The following is a 2,417-nucleotide window of genomic DNA, read 5'->3' as shown; positions in this document are numbered from 1 at the left end:
TGCTTGACCTGCTTCTTCTGCCGGCCCGGACCGCCGCCCGTGCCCGGCATGCCGGGCATCCCCGGCATGCCGCCGCCCTGCGCCATCTTCGACATCATCTTGCGCGCGTCGAAGAAGCGCTCCACCAGGCTCTTGACCGCGCTCACGTCCACGCCCGAACCGCGGGCGATACGGGCCCGGCGGGAGCCGTTGATGATGTGCGGGTCCTTGCGCTCACCCGGCGTCATCGACTTGATGATCGCGGCGGTGCGGTCCACGTCCTTCTCGTCGAGGTTGTTGATCTGGTCCTTGATCTGCCCCATGCCGGGCAGCATGCCGAGCAGCTTGGAGATGGAGCCCATCTTGCGGACCTGCTCCATCTGGGCCAGGAAGTCGTCGAGCGTGAACTCCTTGGGGCCCTTCGCCAGCTTGGCCGCCATCTGCTCGGCCTCTTGCTGGCTGAAGGTCTGCTCGGCCTTCTCGATCAGGGAGAGCATGTCGCCCATGCCGAGGATGCGCGACGCCATGCGGTCCGGGTGGAACGCGTCGAAGTCGTCCAGCTTCTCGCCGTTGGAGGCGAACATGATCTGACGGCCGGTGACGTGCGCGATGGAGAGCGCGGCGCCGCCTCGGGCGTCGCCGTCCAGCTTGGACAGGACGACGCCGTCGAAGCCGACGCCGTCGCGGAACGCCTCCGCGGTGTTGACCGCGTCCTGGCCGATCATCGCGTCGACGACGAACAGCACCTCGTCGGGCTGGACCGCGTCGCGGATGTCCGCGGCCTGCCGCATCAGCTCCTGGTCGATGCCGAGGCGGCCGGCGGTGTCGACGATGACGACGTCGTGCTGCTTGGACTTGGCGAACTCGATCGAGTCCTGCGCGACCTTGACCGGGTCACCGACGCCGTTGCCCGGCTCCGGCGCGTAGACGGCGACGCCGGCGCGCTCGGCGACGACGGAGAGCTGGTTGACGGCGTTGGGGCGCTGGAGGTCGCAGGCGACGAGCAGCGGGGCGTGGCCCTGGCCCTTGAGCCAGTGGCCGAGCTTTCCGGCGAGGGTCGTCTTGCCGGCGCCCTGGAGGCCGGCGAGCATGATCACGGTCGGCGGGTTCTTGGCGAACCGCAGGCGGCGGGTCTCGCCGCCGAGGATGCCGATCAGCTCCTCGTTGACGATCTTGATGACCTGCTGCGCGGGGTTCAGCGCCTGGGAGACCTCGGCCCCGACCGCGCGCTCCTTCACCTGCTTGATGAAGGAGCGGACGACGGGCAGCGCCACGTCCGCTTCGAGCAGGGCGATGCGGATCTCACGCGCGGTGGCGTCGATGTCCGCCTCGGACAGGCGGCCCTTGCCCCGGAGGCTCTTGAACGTCGCTGCAAGGCGGTCGGAGAGGGTATCGAACACGGTGGTCGCAGATCCTTCGGGTCGGAAGCCGTTCGCCGGTCTCGTCGTGCCGGTCGCCAGGACGAGAGCCTGACATGGCCGGCAGGTCGAGTACGTCGCGCCCCCAAGGGTATCCGGCCGTCCGGGGTACGGTCAGCCGCCCAGCGCTCCCTGCACGGTACGGGCCAGTTCCGCGGCCTCCACACCGCCCAGCGGGACGCCCCCCGGACCGGTCACGTAGAAGGCGTCGACCGCGTTCGCCCCCAGCGTCGAGACGTGGGCGCTGCGGACGGTGACCCCGGCGTCCTCCAGGGCCCGCCCGATGCGGTGCAGCAGTCCGGGGACGTCCTGGGCGCGCACTTCGAGGACCGTCGCGCGCCGCGAGCCGCCGGGCACGACGGCCGCCGTGGGCGGCGGGGCGTACACCGCCTGCCGCCGCCGCTTGCCGTAGGCGGCCTCCCGCTCCGCCAGCCGGGCCGCGATGTCCAGCGTGCCCGCCAGGGCGCGCACCAGGTCGTCGCGGAGCCGGACCGCCTGCGGCAGCGAGCCGTACTCGGCGGCGACCCGCCACCTGAGCAGCAGGACCTCCGCGCCGGCAGCGGCCGGGACCGCGGCCGCCGGCGGCACCTCGACGGCCCGCAGGTCGGCGGCCCGCACCGTCAGCCGGTGCAGGGCGAGCACGCCCGCCGCCGCGGGCAGCACACCCGGCTGGTCGGGCACGGCGATGAGCAGTTCGACGCCCACCGGATCGCCCCCGGCCTCGCTCACCCGCCCCTCCCCCTCATCCCCGCGGGTGCGCAGCGCCAGGACCGGACCGCCCGTGCGCCACGCCTCGACGGCGAGGCGCTCGTGCTCCGCCGTGGGCGTCCGCGGCTCGCCGCGCTCCGCGACCGGCTCGCCCGCCAGGGCCGCCGCGACGCGCTTGACCAGGTCCGCCACGAGCGAGGCGCGCCAGGCGCTCCACGCGGCGGGCCCGGTGGCCAGCGCGTCCGCCTCCGTCAGGGCGTGCAGCAGTTCCAGGGCGGCGCCGCTGCCGACCGCCTCCGCCACGGCCCGTAC

At 73.2% G+C, this 2,417-nt stretch carries 2 protein-coding genes; both read right to left on the bottom strand.

Going from position 1 to position 2,417, the window contains the following annotated elements; all coding sequences use genetic code 11:
• On the bottom strand, window positions 1-1,379 hold a 1,379-nt coding region (gene ffh, locus ACFU99_RS40885), incomplete at its 3' end, for a signal recognition particle protein (RefSeq protein ID WP_384403035.1).
• Between the two features lie 132 nt (window positions 1,380-1,511).
• Window positions 1,512-2,417 (bottom strand): ACT domain-containing protein (locus ACFU99_RS40880; RefSeq protein WP_384403032.1); only part of this gene is annotated, 906 nt, incomplete at its 5' end.

It is taken from the genome of Streptomyces sp. NPDC057654 (genome assembly GCF_042800135.1).
In the GTDB taxonomy this organism is placed as follows: domain Bacteria; phylum Actinomycetota; class Actinomycetes; order Streptomycetales; family Streptomycetaceae; genus Streptomyces.
Note: the sequence above shows the minus strand (reverse complement) of the source record. Positions and strands in the feature narration are given on the sequence as shown.